The organism is Enterobacter cloacae complex sp. IR5402, assembly GCF_049238125.1.
Classification (GTDB): domain Bacteria; phylum Pseudomonadota; class Gammaproteobacteria; order Enterobacterales; family Enterobacteriaceae; genus Enterobacter; species Enterobacter hormaechei_C.
The window spans coordinates 327,391-341,956 of sequence record NZ_JBMKHO010000003.1 but is presented as its reverse complement, the minus strand read 5'-3'; the positions used below and the strand labels follow the sequence as shown (position 1 = coordinate 341,956).

Here is a 14,566-nt window from a genome sequence, read left to right as displayed (position 1 = left end):
GCTGGCTTATTATTCTGCGGCCTGATGCCCTCACCCCGACCCTCTCCCACAGGGAGAGGGTGCAAACAGTTTTGCTTTTACCTACGGCTCAAACGGCCGACGCTGGAACTGGTCGTGCCCGCACTTCGGACACAGCGACAACACCTCCGGCGTATAAACGGCGATATGGTGGTGGCACTTCTCACACACCAGGTTCCCCAGCCCCACTACTTCGCCGCTGTGATAGACACCGTGGTGGTTTAAATCCTGGAACACCTCGCGCCACTCCAGCTGAGTTTTATCGGTAATATCCGCCAGCTCCTGCCACAGGCTCTCTTTAATTACCCGCATAAAAACACTGTCGGCGATCTCGTCCTGGCTCTCTTCATAGCTTCGCGCGAACTCCTCCAGGTCGCGGCGCACGGCGCGCGTTACCTCTTCCACTTCGGTTCGCGTTAACTCACCCGTTTGCGTCACGCGTGCGCGTGCCTGTTCGACCAGCGCGTCGATATCACGCTCGCCGTTACGCAGCCGTTCCGTCAGAGTCGCTACCAGTTCACGGTAAAATTGAGCAACCTTGTTCATCATTTTGCCTCCCGGGTAAGTAACTGTCTCTAATAATAGACCTTATTTCGTCGCCGCTTTGTCAGGTGAAGCACAGACCCGGTAAATTCCTGCAAAGTGCATTTGCGTGAAAGGCTGTTTTGACGCGGGCGTTTGGGCTATGCTATGCGGATCTGAATTACCACATCCATTGGCTACATTTGTAGCTGTATTGAACACAGGACCACTGGCTGCCATGCAAGAGCAATACCGCCCGGAAGAGATAGAATCAAAAGTCCAGCAACACTGGGACGAGAAGCGCACCTTTGAAGTAACCGAAGACGAGAGCAAAGAGAAGTATTACTGCCTGTCGATGCTTCCCTATCCTTCTGGTCGACTACACATGGGCCACGTGCGTAACTACACCATCGGTGACGTGATTGCACGCTACCAGCGCATGCTGGGCAAAAACGTTCTTCAGCCTATCGGCTGGGATGCGTTCGGCCTGCCTGCTGAAGGCGCGGCGGTGAAAAACAACACGGCACCGGCTCCGTGGACGTACGACAACATCGCGTACATGAAAAACCAGCTGAAAATGCTGGGCTTCGGCTATGACTGGAGCCGCGAGCTGGCAACCTGTACCCCGGAATACTACCGCTGGGAGCAGAAGTTCTTCACCGAGCTGTATAAAAAAGGCCTGGTGTACAAGAAGACCTCTGCCGTTAACTGGTGCCCAAATGACCAGACCGTTCTCGCGAACGAACAGGTTATCGATGGCTGCTGCTGGCGCTGCGACACCAAAGTAGAGCGTAAAGAGATCCCGCAGTGGTTTATCAAAATCACCGCCTACGCTGACGAACTGCTGAACGATCTGGACAATCTGGACCACTGGCCAGATACCGTTAAGACCATGCAGCGCAACTGGATCGGCCGTTCCGAAGGTGTGGAAATTACCTTCAACGTTGAGAACTACGATCAGACCCTGACCGTCTACACCACCCGCCCGGACACCTTCATGGGCGCGACCTACCTGGCCGTGGCCGCAGGTCACCCGCTGGCGCAGAAAGCGGCAGAAAACAATCCAGAACTGGCGACCTTTATCGACGAATGCCGCAACACGAAAGTGGCCGAAGCCGACATGGCGACGATGGAGAAAAAAGGCGTTGATACCGGCTTCAAAGCGATCCACCCGCTGACGGGCGAAGCGATCCCTGTCTGGGCCGCCAACTTCGTACTGATGGAATACGGCACAGGCGCCGTGATGGCCGTGCCGGGTCACGACCAGCGCGACTACGAATTTGCCACCAAATACGGCCTGACCATCAAGCCTGTTATTCTTGCTGCTGACGGCTCTGAACCCGATCTCTCTGAGCAAGCGCTGACTGAAAAAGGCACCCTGTTTAACTCCGGTGAGTTCAGCGGCCTGAGCTTTGAAGAGGGCTTCAACGCCATCGCCGACAAGCTGGCCTCCCTGGGCGTGGGCGAGCGTAAAGTGAACTACCGTCTGCGCGACTGGGGCGTTTCCCGTCAGCGTTACTGGGGTGCGCCAATCCCAATGGTGACGCTGGAAGATGGTACCGTGATGCCAACGCCAGAAGATCAGCTGCCGGTGATCCTGCCGGAAGACGTGGTCATGGACGGCATCACCAGCCCGATCAAAGCCGATCCTGAGTGGGCGAAAACCACCGTCAACGGTCAGCCAGCGCTGCGTGAAACCGACACCTTTGACACCTTTATGGAATCCTCCTGGTACTATGCGCGCTACACCTGCCCGCAGTACAAAGAAGGCATGCTGGATTCTGATGCAGCAAACTACTGGCTGCCGGTAGACATTTACATCGGTGGCATTGAACACGCCATCATGCACCTGCTCTACTTCCGCTTCTTCCACAAACTGATGCGTGACGCAGGCCTGGTCAACTCCGACGAGCCGGCAAAACAGCTGCTGTGTCAGGGTATGGTGCTGGCAGATGCGTTCTACTACGTTGGCGCGAACGACGAGCGTAACTGGGTTTCTCCGGTTGATGCGATTGTCGAGCGCGACGAGAAAGGCCGTATCGTGAAGGCGAAAGACGCTGAAGGTCATGAACTGGTTTATACCGGCATGAGCAAGATGTCCAAGTCTAAAAATAACGGCATCGACCCGCAGGTGATGGTTGAGCGTTATGGTGCGGATACCGTGCGTCTGTTCATGATGTTCGCCTCCCCGGCAGATATGACCCTTGAGTGGCAGGAATCCGGCGTTGAAGGGGCCAACCGCTTCCTGAAGCGCGTCTGGAAACTGGTTTACGAGCACACCTCTCAGGGCGATGCGCCAGCGCTGAACGTAGCTGCACTGACTGAAGATCAACAGGCGCTGCGTCGTGATGTTCATAAAACTATTGCGAAAGTCACCGATGATATTGGTCGTCGTCAGACCTTCAATACCGCAATTGCGGCTATTATGGAACTGATGAACAAGCTGGCGAAAGCCCCGCAGGATGGCGAGCAGGATCGCGCGTTAATGCGTGAAGCGCTGCTGGCGGTCGTTCGCATGCTGAACCCGTTCACGCCGCACGTTAGCTTTACCCTGTGGCAGGAACTGAAAGGCGAAGGCGATATCGACAATGCGCCGTGGCCAGTGGCGGATGAATCCGCTATGGTGGAAAACACCACGCTGGTGGTGGTGCAGGTTAACGGTAAAGTGCGCGGTAAAATTACCGTCGCGGTCGACGCAACCGAAGAACAGGTTCGCGAGCGCGCAGGCCAGGAGCATCTGGTCGCTAAATACCTTGAGGGCGTTACCGTACGTAAAGTGATCTACGTACCTGGTAAACTGCTGAATCTGGTCGTTGGCTAAGCGCGGGAGGAAACGTGCGACAACTGGCAACAATACTCTTATCTCTGGCGGTGCTTGTCACCGCTGGCTGCGGCTGGCACCTGCGCAACACCACGGCAGTGCCTGCGCAGATGAAAACGATGATCTTCGACTCATCCGATCCGAACGGACCGCTGAGCCGGGCCATTCGTAACCAGCTGCGTTTGAACGATGTTAAGCTGATCGAGAAGGGAACCCTACGTCAGGATGTTCCTTCGCTCCGTGTCCTGAAATCAACGCTGTCACAAGATACGGCCTCGATCTTCCAGGATGGGCGGACGGCGGAATATCAGATGGTGCTAACCGTTGATGCGGCCGTCTTGATGCCAGGTAAAGATATTTACCCTATCAATACCAAAGTCTACCGCTCGTTCTTCGATAACCCGCAGACGGCGCTGGCAAAAGACGCCGAACAGCAGATTATCATCAAGGAAATGTATGATAAGGCCGCGGAACAGCTGATCCGCAGGCTGCCTGCCATTGCCGCGTCGACGAAAAAAGGCGCTGACGTTATCGAAACACCGGATGCCAGCACGCCGGATATGCCAACGTCTCTGGGTAACTGATGATCAGGTTGTATCCTGAACAACTCCGCGCGCAGCTCAACGAAGGGCTGCGCGCGGCCTATCTGCTACTCGGCAACGACCCCCTGTTACTACAGGAAAGCCTTGATGCGGTTCGCCATGCGGCAGCCGCGCAGGGTTTCGATGAGCATCATACGTTCCAGATCGATAACAGTACCGACTGGAACGCTATCTTCTCGCTTTGTCAGGCCATGAGCCTGTTTGCCTCTCGTCAGACAATCCAGATCCTGCTGCCTGAGAATGGTCCTAACGCTGCCATCAATGAACAGCTGGCTATGCTGGTGAGTTTGTTACACGGCGATCTGCTGCTTATCGTACGCGGCAACAAACTCACAAAAGCGCAGGAAAACGCTGCCTGGTTTACCCGGCTAACCCCCAGTGCGGTGCTTGTCTCCTGCCAGACTCCAGAGCAGGCGCATCTGCCAAAATGGGTTGCCGCGCGAGCAAAGCAGCACAATTTGCAGCTGGATGAGGCCGCCAGTCAGCTCCTGTGCTACTGCTACGAAGGCAACCTTCTGGCACTGGCGCAGGCGCTGGACAGGCTCGCCCTGCTGTGGCCCGATGGCAAGCTGACGCTGCCGCGCGTGGAACAGGCGGTGAATGATGCCGCGCACTTTACCCCCTTCCACTGGGTTGATGCGCTGCTGTCGGCGAAAAGTAAACGTGCACTGCACATCCTGCAACAGCTGCGCCTGGAAGGGAGTGAGCCGGTCATCCTGCTCCGTACGCTCCAGCGCGAATTACTGCTGCTGAACAACCTTAAACGCCAGTCAGCACACACGCCCCTGCGCGCCTTATTCGACAAACATCGCGTCTGGCAAAACCGTCGGGCGATGACCACGGAGGCGATAAATCGCCTGAGCCAGGAGCAGTTGCGTCAGGCAGTGCAACTTCTGATGCGCGCCGAACTGACGTTAAAACAGGATTACGGTCAGTCTGTCTGGGCGGAGCTGGAGAGTCTCTCTTTGCTGCTCTGCCATAAGGCGCTGGCAGACGTATTTATCGATGGGTGATATGCATTCTTTACAGGCAATGTATGGCGGGACCTTCGACCCGGTGCACTATGGGCATCTTAAGCCGGTAGAAATCCTCGCGAATTTGATTGGGTTGCAGCGGGTAATCATCATGCCCAACAATGTTCCGCCGCACCGTCCTCAGCCAGAAGCAACCAGCGAGCAGCGTAAAGCGATGCTCGCGCTGGCTATCGCCGATAAGCCTCTCTTCACGCTGGATGAGTGTGAACTGCGCAGGGATACCCCTTCCTGGACATCGCAAACCCTGCGGGAGTGGCGCGCTGAGCAGGGGCCCATGAAACCGCTGGCGTTTATCATCGGCCAGGATTCCTTGCTCAACTTTCCCAGCTGGTACCAGTACGAAACCATTCTGGAAAACAGTCATCTGCTGGTCTGCCGCCGTCCGGGCTACCCGCTGACCATGCGCGACGCGCAGCATCAGCAGTGGCTTGACGCACATCTGACGGACAATATAGAAGACCTGCACAGTCTCCCCGCTGGGAAAATTTACCTCGCTGAAACGCCGTGGTTTGATATTTCCGCGACCCTCATCCGCGAGCGTCTCCAGCAGGGTTTAGACTGTGACGATCTCCTCCCCTCGCCCGTGCTGGCCTATATCCATGCGCACGGTCTGTATCAGAAAAGTACAGATGTCTGAGCATCGCCGGCGAAATTGTCCGTTAATGATTATCCTGCCTTGACAGGCTAAGCCATACTGATATCCTCCGCTGCCAGACTTTCCCGCCGATCGCTGCTTTACAGAAATTGTTTTACAAAAATGGCGATGCAATCTCAGGCGGAGGGTGGGATGATACCCGCCTTCAAAAGCCGGGCGGTGACATTTGTCCCGCGACTGGCGTCAGTTCAGGTATACTGACTGGCCACGAATTCATAGTTGTACAATCTCATTCACCCAGGGGGAAAACTTGCAGGGTAAAGCACTCCAGGATTTTGTTATCGACAAAATTGATGACCTGAAAGGTCAGGACATCATCGCTATCGACGTTAAGGGTAAATCCAGCATCACCGACTGCATGATCATCTGCACCGGCACCTCAACTCGTCACGTTGTTTCGATTGCTGACCATGTTGTTCAGGAATCGCGCGCGGCAGGGCTTCTTCCGCTGGGCGTTGAAGGTGAAGCGACCGCTGACTGGGTGGTTGTCGATCTCGGCGATGTGATTGTCCACGTCATGCAGGAAGAGAGTCGTCGCCTGTATGAGCTGGAAAAACTCTGGGGTTAATGCGTGAAGTTGCAACTGGTCGCCGTCGGCACCAAAATGCCGGACTGGGTACAAACCGGTTTTATTGAGTATCTGCGTCGTTTCCCAAAAGATATGCCGTTCGAACTGGTGGAGATCCCAGCAGGAAAGCGCGGCAAGAACGCAGATATCAAACGTATTCTCGATAAAGAGGGAGAGCTGATGCTGGCTGCCGCAGGCAAAAACCGCATCGTGACCCTCGATATCCCGGGCAAACCCTGGGATACGCCGCAGCTGGCGCACGAACTGGAGCGCTGGAAGCAGGATGGTCGGGACGTCAGTCTGTTGATTGGCGGACCAGAGGGGTTATCTCCCGCCTGCAAAGCGGCAGCAGAACAAAGTTGGTCACTCTCGGCGCTGACGCTGCCCCACCCGCTTGTACGGGTTCTCGTGGCAGAAAGTTTGTATCGCGCATGGAGCATCACTACCAACCACCCTTATCACCGCGAGTAATGACTGACCAGGGTAATTTAAGCAGCGGATGAAACTACAGAATTCTTTTCGCGACTATACGGCTGAGTCCGCGCTGTTTGTGCGCCGGGCGCTGGTCGCCTTTACGGGGATTTTGCTGCTTACCGGCGTGCTGATCGCCAACCTCTATAATCTGCAAATTGTCCGCTATACCGATTACCAGACCCGCTCAAACGAAAACCGTATCAAGCTGGTGCCCATCGCGCCCAGCCGCGGCATTATCTACGATCGTAACGGCACGCCGCTGGCGCTTAATCGCACCATCTACCAGATAGAGATGATGCCCGAGAAAGTGGATAACGTGCAGGATACCCTGAACGCGCTGAGAAGCGTTGTCGACCTGACTGATGACGATATCGCTGCGTTCAAAAAAGAGCGCGCACGTTCTCACCGCTTCACCTCCATTCCGGTAAAAACCAACCTGACGGAAGTGCAGGTCGCCCGTTTTGCCGTTAACCAGTACCGTTTCCCCGGTGTGGAAGTCAAAGGCTATAAACGCCGCTACTATCCTTACGGCTCCGCGCTGACGCACGTCATTGGTTACGTCTCCAAAATCAACGATAAAGACGTCGAACGCCTTGATAAAGATGGCAAGCTGGCTAACTACGCCGCAACCCATGATATTGGCAAGCTGGGGATCGAACGTTATTACGAAGATGTGCTGCACGGTCAGACCGGGTATGAAGAGGTTGAAGTTAACAACCGTGGCCGTGTGATCCGACAACTGAAAGAGGTGCCCCCGCAGGCGGGGCATGACGTCTATCTGACGCTCGACCTGAAGCTACAGCAGTATATCGAGACGCTGCTGGCGGGTAGCCGTGCTGCGGTTATTGTGACCGACCCGCGTACCGGCGGCATTCTGGCGATGGTTTCGATGCCAAGCTACGATCCGAACCTCTTCGTGGATGGCATCTCCAGCAAGGATTACTCCGGCCTGCTCAACGATCCAAACACGCCGCTGGTAAACCGCGCGACGCAGGGGGTTTATCCTCCAGCTTCAACGGTTAAACCGTATGTGGCCGTGTCTGCGCTGAGCGCGGGCGTCATCACCCGTAATACCAGTCTGTTTGACCCCGGCTGGTGGCAGTTGCCTGGCTCTGAGAAACGCTACCGCGACTGGAAAAAATGGGGCCACGGCCATCTGAACGTGACCAAATCACTGGAGGAGTCGGCGGATACCTTCTTCTATCAGGTCGCCTACGACATGGGTATTGACCGTCTGTCTGAATGGATGAGCAAGTTCGGCTACGGGCATTACACCGGTATAGATTTGGCGGAAGAGCGTTCCGGCAACATGCCAACCCGCGAATGGAAGCTGAAGCGCTTTAAAAAACCCTGGTATCAGGGTGACACCATTCCGGTGGGGATCGGCCAGGGCTACTGGACGGCAACGCCGCTGCAAATGAACAAGGCGATGATGATCCTCATCAACGATGGCGTCGTGAAAGTGCCGCACCTGCTGCAAAGCACCGTTGAAGACGGCAAAAAAGTGCCATGGATACAGCCGCACGAGCCGCCGGTGGGTGACATTCATTCCGGATACTGGGAAATCGCGAAAGACGGCATGTACGGTGTAGCCAACCGCCCTAACGGGACGGCGCACAAATATTTCGCTGGCGCACCGTATAAGGTAGCCGCGAAATCAGGTACGGCTCAGGTCTTCGGTCTTAAAGCGAATGAAACTTACAACGCACATAAAATTGCCGAACGTCTGCGTGACCACAAGCTCATGACGGCGTTTGCCCCTTATGATAACCCGCAGGTTGCGGTGGCGATGATTCTGGAGAACGGCGGCGCAGGCCCGGCGGTGGGTACCATCATGCGTCAAATCCTCGACCACATCATGCTGGGTGACAACAACACCGAACTCCCAGCTGAAAACCCGGCAGCCGCTGCGGCGGAGGACCAATAATCATGACGGATAATCCGAATAAAAAATCGCTGTGGGACAAGATCCACATTGACCCAGCCATGCTGCTGATTCTGCTGGCTCTGCTGGTCTATAGCGCCCTCGTTATCTGGAGCGCCAGCGGCCAGGATATCGGCATGATGGAGCGTAAAATCGGCCAGATCGCCATGGGTCTGGTTATTATGGTGGTGATGGCGCAAATACCGCCGCGCGTGTACGAGGGCTGGGCGCCCTATCTCTATATTTTCTGTATCATTTTGTTGGTGGCAGTAGATGCTTTCGGCGCCATCTCGAAGGGGGCACAGCGCTGGCTGGATCTGGGGATTGTCCGCTTCCAGCCGTCGGAAATCGCCAAAATCGCCGTCCCGCTGATGGTGGCGCGCTTTATTAACCGCGACGTCTGCCCGCCGTCGTTGAAAAATACCGCCATTGCGCTGGTGCTGATTTTCCTGCCGACGCTGCTCGTGGCCGCACAGCCGGACCTCGGCACCTCGATTCTTATCGCCCTCTCCGGCCTGTTCGTCCTGTTCCTGTCCGGCCTGAGCTGGCGTCTGATTGGTATCGCCGTGGTGCTGGTTGCCGCGTTTATCCCTATCCTCTGGTTCTTCCTGATGCATGATTACCAGCGTCAGCGCGTTATGATGCTGCTCGATCCCGAGACCGATCCGCTGGGCGCAGGCTATCATATTATTCAGTCGAAGATTGCGATTGGCTCCGGCGGCCTGCGCGGCAAAGGCTGGCTGCACGGTACGCAGTCGCAGCTCGAATTTTTACCGGAACGCCACACCGACTTTATCTTTGCCGTTCTGGCTGAGGAGTTAGGGCTGGTTGGCATCCTGGTTCTGCTTGCACTCTACGTGCTGCTGATCATGCGAGGTTTGTGGATTGCCGCACGCGCCCAAACCACCTTTGGTCGCGTGATGGCAGGCGGATTAATGTTGATTTTGTTCGTTTATGTCTTCGTAAATATTGGTATGGTGAGTGGGATTCTGCCGGTTGTCGGCGTACCGCTGCCGCTGGTGAGTTACGGGGGCTCGGCACTGATCGTGTTGATGGCCGGGTTTGGTATCGTCATGTCGATCCATACCCACAGGAAAATGTTGTCCAAAAGCGTATAAAAATAAGGGGATCGCAATGCGTAAGCAGTGGCTGGGGATCTGCATCGCAGCAAGTTTACTTGCCGCCTGTACAAGTGATGATGGTCAGCAACAGGCAACCGTCGCGCCGCCGCAGCCTGCGGTCTGTAATGGCCCGATTGTCGAGATTAGCGGTGCCGATCCCGTTTATGAACCGCTGAACGCCAGCGTGAATCAGGATTATCAGCGCGACGGTAAAAGCTATAAAATCGTTCAGGATCCTTCCCGTTTCAGCCAGGCTGGCTTTGCTGCCATCTATGACGCTGAGCCCGGTAGCAACCTGACCGCGTCGGGTGAAACCTTCGATCCGATGCAGATCACGGCGGCACACCCGACGCTGCCTGTCCCGAGCTATGCACGCATCACTAACCTGGCGAATGGCCGAATGATCGTGGTGCGTATCAACGATCGCGGTCCTTACGGCACCGATCGCGTGATCTCCCTGTCCCGCGCGGCGGCCGACCGTCTGAACACCTCAAACAATACTAAAGTGCGTATCGACCCAATTATCGTGGCGCAGGATGGTTCGCTGTCTGGCCCGGGCACGGCCTGTACCACGGTCGCGAAACAGACCTATGCCCTGCCCGCTCGCCCGGATCTGAGCGGTGGTATGGGGGGCGCTTCAACGCCGGCAGTGCCCGCGCAGCCGCAGGGTGAAGTGCGCGCCATCAGCAACGATACGCTGCAAAGTGAAGACGCGACAGGCGCCCCGGTGAAAAGCAGTGGTTTCCTTGGCGCACCCACCACGTTAGCGCCGGGCGTGATTGAATCAAATGAACCTGCCCCAGCGCCTGCGCCCGTCGTTGCTGCACCCGCTGCACAACCCGCCCCGGTGACCGCGCCTGCTGCTACGCAGACTGCGGCGCCTGCGACGGCGAGCGGCAGCTACGTGGTTCAGGTTGGCGCTGTCAGCGATCGGACCCGTGCAGAGCAATATCAGCAGCGTTTAAGCAAACAGTTTGGCGTGCCAGGCCGCGTTGAGCAAAACGGTGCGGTATGGCGTATCCAGATGGGTCCGTTTGCCAGCAAATCGCAGGCAGCATCCCTGCAACAGCGTTTGCAGAGCGAGGCGCAGCTCCAGTCGTTTATCGCTGTTGCAAAATAATTATTCGGTGGTATCCGAAATGTCAGTTTGTGTAAACCACGTTAACACTCTCATGATGAAAGTCGGATGCCTGCCCGTATAGCATTTGCTATAGTAAGGCACTTTTTTAATTCCATCACGGATGTCGTAGTTCTGACCATGAAGACCACTTTTTCTGCTCGTTTTGTGCAGCGCATGGCGCTGACCACGGCCCTTTGCGCTGCTGCGTTCTCCGCAGCTCACGCGGATGACCTGAACATCAAGACCATGATCCCTGGCGTTCCGCAGATCGACGCGGAATCCTACATCCTGATTGATTACAACTCCGGCAAAGTTCTGGCAGAACAGAACGCCGATGCCCGCCGCGATCCGGCCAGCCTGACCAAAATGATGACCAGCTATGTTATCGGCCAGGCTATGAAAGCAGGCAAATTCAAAGAAACCGACCTGGTGACTATCGGTAACGATGCGTGGGCAACCGGCAACCCCGTGTTCAAAGGTTCATCGCTGATGTTCCTGAAACCTGGCATGCAGGTTCCGGTCTCTCAGCTTATCCGTGGCATCAACTTGCAGTCCGGTAACGACGCCTGCGTGGCCATGGCTGATTTTGCCGCGGGCAGCCAGGACGCGTTTGTGGGCCTGATGAACAGCTACGTCTCCGCGCTGGGTCTGAAAAACAGCCACTTCCAGACCGTTCACGGCCTGGACGCCGAGGGTCAGTACAGCTCCGCACGTGACATGGCGCTGATCGGTCAGGCGCTGATCCGCGACGTGCCAAACGAGTACTCTATCTACAAAGAGAAAGAGTTCACCTTCAACGGCATTCGTCAGACCAACCGTAACGGCCTGCTGTGGGACAACAGCCTGAACGTCGACGGTATCAAAACCGGCCACACCGACAAAGCTGGCTATAACCTGGTGGCCTCCGCCACTGAAGGCCAGATGCGTCTGATCTCTGCCGTGATGGGGGGGCGTACGTTTAAAGGACGCGAAACGGAAAGCAAAAAACTGCTGACCTGGGGCTTCCGCTTCTTCGAAACCGTGAACCCGCTGAAAGCCGGTAAAGAATTTGCCTCTGAACCTGTCTGGTTTGGCGATAACGACCGCGCTTCCCTGGGCGTGGACAAAGATCTCTATCTGACTATCCCACGCGGTCGTATGAAAGATCTGAAAGCCAGCTATGTGCTGAATACCACCGAGCTGCACGCCCCGCTGCAAAAGAATCAGGTCGTGGGTACTATCAACTTCCAGCTGGATGGCAAAACCATCGATCAACGCCCGCTGGTGGTGCTGGAGGAGATTCCTGAAGGCAATTTCTTCGGCAAAATCATTGATTACATTAAGCTGATGTTCCATCACTGGTTTGGTTAAAAATTGAACACTTGAAAGTGTGATTTTGATCCCCATATACTACGTATCAGTAAAACTCCCGCCCCGTGGCGGGAGTTATTATTTTTTACACACACGCCGGAGCTGACATGAAAACCAAACTTAACGAACTGCTTGAATTCCCTACCCCTTTTACTTACAAAGTAATGGGTCTGGCGAAACCTGAGCTGGTTGATCAGGTGGTTGAAGTGGTACAGCGCCATGCGCCGGGCGACTACTCTCCATCAGTCAAACCGAGCAGCAAAGGTAATTACCACTCGGTCTCAATCACCATCACTGCGACACACATTGAGCAGGTTGAGACGCTGTACGAAGAGCTCGGCAATATCGAAATTGTTCGTATGGTGCTGTAGTCCCTCTGCGGTTACCCGGTTTGCCGGGTAACCCACTTCCCCGCTGTGATATACTCCGCGTTACCTATTCTCCCTTGTCTTCGGAGACGTCCTTTTGTACCAGGATAAAATTCTTGTTCGCCATCTTGGGATACAGCCTTACGAGCCAGTCTCTCAGGCTATGCATGACTTTACCGATATGCGCGATGACACCACCCCTGATGAAATCTGGCTGGTTGAACACATGCCGGTGTTTACTCAGGGCCAGGCAGGAAAAGCCGAACATTTATTGATGACGGGTGATATCCCGGTGATCCAGAGCGATCGCGGTGGACAGGTAACCTACCACGGCCCGGGCCAGCAGGTAATGTATGTCCTGCTTAACCTGAAACGCAGAAAGCTGGGCGTACGTGAGCTCGTGACCTTACTGGAACAGACCGTGGTGAACACGCTCGCTGAGTACGGTATCGACGCTCATCCTCGCGCCGATGCCCCGGGCGTCTACGTGGGAGAGAAGAAAATCTGTTCGCTGGGGCTGCGTATCCGTAAAGGCTGCTCGTTCCACGGGCTGGCGCTGAATATCAATATGGATCTGACCCCTTTCCAGCGCATCAACCCATGCGGGTATGCGGGTATGGAAATGACGCAAATGCGCCAGTGGGTCGCTACCGCCACGCCTGAGAATATCCGCCCCGTGCTTTTGAAGAAGTTTTTAGCGCTGCTTAACAATCCTGACTACGAATATATTGCTGCTTAACACACTTCCGGCAGTGGTTCGGTTATTTGACCAGCCACTGCTTAATTGCCGCATTTACGCTTTACAATAAACCGCATATTCTATATTTTCGAGTCGCCCATATATTAGCGTCCCATATTAATTAGAACCTTAATAGTACCATCACCGGGTATCGTGTAACGTGCGTGATAATCACCCAACTGCTTGTTTTCGATAAACAAGGGAAACTTACGAAACACTTTACGAATCTCTGCAAGCATAATAAATAAATTCAACTATCATTCATATTGTGAATGGATACGGAGTAAGAGCGTGGAGCCTACTAATTTACCAGCCAAACGCCTGAATGAAACCAGCGGCGAAGATAAGCCGCAAATTTTCCGGACTTTACGTAATATTGATCTCAATTTATTGACTATTTTTGAGGCGGTATATGTCCACAAAGGTATCGTTAATGCTGCGAAAATTCTTAATCTCACACCCTCTGCTATTAGCCAGTCAATTCAAAAATTGCGCGCGATATTTCCCGATCCCTTATTTATTCGTAAAGGCCAGGGCGTAACCCCCACCGCGTACGCAACCCATCTGCATGAGTACATCAGCCAGGGTCTGGAATCGATTCTGGGCGCGCTGGATCTAACCGGCAGTTACGATAAGCAACGAACCATCACCATAGGCACTTCTCCCTCTGTGGGCGTTCTGGTCATGCCCGCTATTTACCAGGCTGTTAAACAGCATGCGCCACAGCTGCTGATCCGCAATGTGCCCGTTAACGATCCGGAAACTCAGCTGGCGCAATTCCAGACGGACCTGATCATCGACAGCAACAGCTTCGCGGCCAGAGCATTAGGGCATAACGTTCTCTATACCGACTCTCTGGCGCTCGTTTGTCGTCAGAATCATCCTGTATTGAGCGCACCTTTAACGCCTGAAAATTTGCGTCATTACGAACATGCAACCTTTATGTCCGAGGGGCAGGGCCCGGATCCGCTGCGCCAGCGTATTGACGAACTGTTCCCGGACCGTCTGATCAGCTTCAGCAGTTACAATATGTTTACCCTCGCGGCCCTGATTGGCAGCAGCGATTTGCTCTGTATTATGCCTGTGCGTCTCTTCGCTTTGCTTCAAAAATGCTGGCCGCTGGAGAGCATTCCATTGAGTCAACTTACGACGGAATCTGTTGAAATCTCACTGCATTACAACAAGCTAAGCCTGCGCGATCCGGTGCTGGAAAACGTCATTAACGTGATCCGCCAGGCTTTCTGATCCCG

The 14,566-nt window shown here is 54.9% G+C and carries 14 protein-coding genes; 13 read left to right on the top strand and 1 reads right to left on the bottom strand.

The genetic code is table 11. The features are described from left to right. Positions 1-81 precede the first annotated feature (81 nt). On the bottom strand, positions 82-564 hold the full coding sequence (locus tag ACOTXL_RS07895; RefSeq protein WP_003858689.1) for a zinc ribbon-containing protein: 483 nt from the start codon (positions 562-564) through the stop codon (positions 82-84). A gap of 214 nt (positions 565-778) precedes the next feature. Here ACOTXL_RS07895 and leuS point away from each other — a divergent pair, with 214 nt between their 5' ends. The 13 genes from leuS (at position 779) to ACOTXL_RS07830 (ending at position 14,561) form a co-directional block, all read left to right on the top strand. Further along, complete coding sequence (gene leuS / locus ACOTXL_RS07890; protein WP_045350555.1) at positions 779-3,361, top strand: leucine--tRNA ligase; 2,583 nt, start codon at positions 779-781, stop codon at positions 3,359-3,361. 14 nt (positions 3,362-3,375) lie between these two features. Next, complete coding sequence (gene lptE, locus ACOTXL_RS07885; protein WP_022650604.1) at positions 3,376-3,945, top strand: LPS assembly lipoprotein LptE; 570 nt, start codon at positions 3,376-3,378, stop codon at positions 3,943-3,945. Next, positions 3,945-4,976 carry a DNA polymerase III subunit delta gene (gene holA / locus ACOTXL_RS07880; RefSeq protein ID WP_022650603.1) on the top strand — a complete coding sequence of 344 codons (1,032 nt, stop codon included), beginning with the start codon at positions 3,945-3,947 and terminating at the stop codon, positions 4,974-4,976. The genes lptE and holA overlap by 1 nt, the downstream gene beginning before the upstream one ends. Next, complete coding sequence (gene nadD, locus ACOTXL_RS07875) at positions 4,969-5,634, top strand: nicotinate-nucleotide adenylyltransferase (protein ID WP_045350556.1); 666 nt, start codon at positions 4,969-4,971, stop codon at positions 5,632-5,634. The genes holA and nadD overlap by 8 nt, the downstream gene beginning before the upstream one ends. Before the next feature lie 268 nt (positions 5,635-5,902). After that, positions 5,903-6,220, top strand: coding sequence for a ribosome silencing factor (gene rsfS, locus ACOTXL_RS07870; protein ID WP_003858696.1), 318 nt, complete (start codon positions 5,903-5,905; stop codon positions 6,218-6,220). A gap of 3 nt (positions 6,221-6,223) precedes the next feature. Then, positions 6,224-6,691 (top strand): 23S rRNA (pseudouridine(1915)-N(3))-methyltransferase RlmH, encoded by a 468-nt coding sequence (rlmH, locus tag ACOTXL_RS07865; RefSeq protein ID WP_045350557.1) that lies wholly within the window; start codon positions 6,224-6,226, stop codon positions 6,689-6,691. A 28-nt stretch (positions 6,692-6,719) separates the two neighbouring features. Next, positions 6,720-8,621: a peptidoglycan DD-transpeptidase MrdA gene (gene mrdA, locus ACOTXL_RS07860; protein WP_015571138.1), complete on the top strand. Its 1,902-nt coding sequence runs from the start codon at positions 6,720-6,722 to the stop codon at positions 8,619-8,621. A 2-nt stretch (positions 8,622-8,623) separates the two neighbouring features. Next, the gene (mrdB, locus tag ACOTXL_RS07855; RefSeq protein WP_015571139.1) at positions 8,624-9,736 is read left to right on the top strand and encodes a peptidoglycan glycosyltransferase MrdB; all 1,113 of its coding nucleotides are present in this window, start codon (positions 8,624-8,626) and stop codon (positions 9,734-9,736) included. Between the two features lie 16 nt (positions 9,737-9,752). Beyond that, on the top strand, positions 9,753-10,859 hold the full coding sequence (gene rlpA / locus ACOTXL_RS07850; protein WP_032608855.1) for an endolytic peptidoglycan transglycosylase RlpA: 1,107 nt from the start codon (positions 9,753-9,755) through the stop codon (positions 10,857-10,859). A 138-nt stretch (positions 10,860-10,997) separates the two neighbouring features. After that, a complete protein-coding gene (dacA, locus tag ACOTXL_RS07845) occupies positions 10,998-12,209 on the top strand; it encodes a D-alanyl-D-alanine carboxypeptidase DacA (protein WP_003858714.1) in 1,212 nt (403 codons plus the stop codon). A 107-nt stretch (positions 12,210-12,316) separates the two neighbouring features. Then, entirely contained in the window at positions 12,317-12,580 is a 264-nt protein-coding gene (ybeD, locus tag ACOTXL_RS07840) for a DUF493 family protein YbeD (protein WP_003858718.1), read from the top strand. 94 nt (positions 12,581-12,674) lie between these two features. Continuing rightward, entirely contained in the window at positions 12,675-13,316 is a 642-nt protein-coding gene (lipB, locus tag ACOTXL_RS07835) for a lipoyl(octanoyl) transferase LipB (RefSeq protein WP_022650601.1), read from the top strand. 291 nt (positions 13,317-13,607) lie between these two features. After that, complete coding sequence (locus ACOTXL_RS07830; RefSeq protein WP_023315623.1) at positions 13,608-14,561, top strand: YbeF family transcriptional regulator; 954 nt, start codon at positions 13,608-13,610, stop codon at positions 14,559-14,561. Positions 14,562-14,566: the final 5 nt, after the last annotated feature.

Excerpts from the sequence above, each read along its gene's own strand:
- ACOTXL_RS07895 (WP_003858689.1), bottom strand. The coding sequence starts at position 564 with ATGAACAAGGTTGCTCAATTTTACCGTGAACTGGTAGCGACTCTGACG.
- leuS (WP_045350555.1), top strand. The coding sequence starts at position 779 with ATGCAAGAGCAATACCGCCCGGAAGAGATAGAATCAAAAGTCCAGCAA.
- holA (WP_022650603.1), top strand. The coding sequence starts at position 3,945 with ATGATCAGGTTGTATCCTGAACAACTCCGCGCGCAGCTCAACGAAGGG.
- nadD (WP_045350556.1), top strand. The coding sequence starts at position 4,969 with ATGGGTGATATGCATTCTTTACAGGCAATGTATGGCGGGACCTTCGAC.
- mrdA (WP_015571138.1), top strand. The coding sequence starts at position 6,720 with ATGAAACTACAGAATTCTTTTCGCGACTATACGGCTGAGTCCGCGCTG.
- mrdB (WP_015571139.1), top strand. The coding sequence starts at position 8,624 with ATGACGGATAATCCGAATAAAAAATCGCTGTGGGACAAGATCCACATT.
- rlpA (WP_032608855.1), top strand. The coding sequence starts at position 9,753 with ATGCGTAAGCAGTGGCTGGGGATCTGCATCGCAGCAAGTTTACTTGCC.
- dacA (WP_003858714.1), top strand. The coding sequence starts at position 10,998 with ATGAAGACCACTTTTTCTGCTCGTTTTGTGCAGCGCATGGCGCTGACC.
- ybeD (WP_003858718.1), top strand. The coding sequence starts at position 12,317 with ATGAAAACCAAACTTAACGAACTGCTTGAATTCCCTACCCCTTTTACT.